The organism is Vibrio sp. 1078-1 (genome assembly GCF_033340475.1).
Genome location: NZ_JAWOWM010000722.1, coordinates 1 through 556, shown reverse-complemented (window position 1 = coordinate 556; position 556 = coordinate 1). Strand labels below are relative to the sequence as shown.

1 protein-coding gene is annotated in these 556 nt (G+C 43.2%); it reads right to left on the bottom strand.

The window, feature by feature from the left end; genetic code table 11:
- A partial coding sequence (locus R7190_RS29715) for a pirin family protein (protein WP_318138186.1) occupies window positions 1–357 on the bottom strand: 357 nt, incomplete at its 3' end.
- Between the last annotated feature and the right edge of the window lie 199 nt (window positions 358–556).

Below are 556 nucleotides of genomic sequence, written 5' to 3'. Positions count from 1 at the left end.
TATCTGAAAACCATGCAGCTCACCGTCTTGCATAATTGGCATTTCACTGTGTATTACTCCGCGACCTGCCGCCATCCATTGTGCACCACCTGAACGCAATTCGCCGACATTGTTCATGTGATCACGATGTTGAAAATGACCTTTCAGCATATAAGTCAGCGTTTCAATCCCACGATGAGGATGAGGAGGAAAGCCACCAATGTAGTCAGAACGTTGATCGGATTTCAGCTCATCCATCATTAAAAATGGTGAAAAGCTCGTGTTGTTAAAACCTGCAACTCGACGAATTTTAACACCATCACCGTCAGCGGTAGGTTGCGATGGAATCAACTGACGAATTTCTCTGAATGTGCTCATACTTCTTCTCCTCGTTCGCCTTGATGGCTGTCTGCAAATCGCGTTTCAGCTCAGGCTATCGACATGGTTTTATTTTAGTTTGGAGAAAAATAATCATGAGCAGAGCGATTCGAGCTACTTATTCAAGTTTTTCGAAACATAGTAAATCAAATCCAAGCATCATTGGTCATTTTTCTTCCAGACCAAATCCCCGGCTATT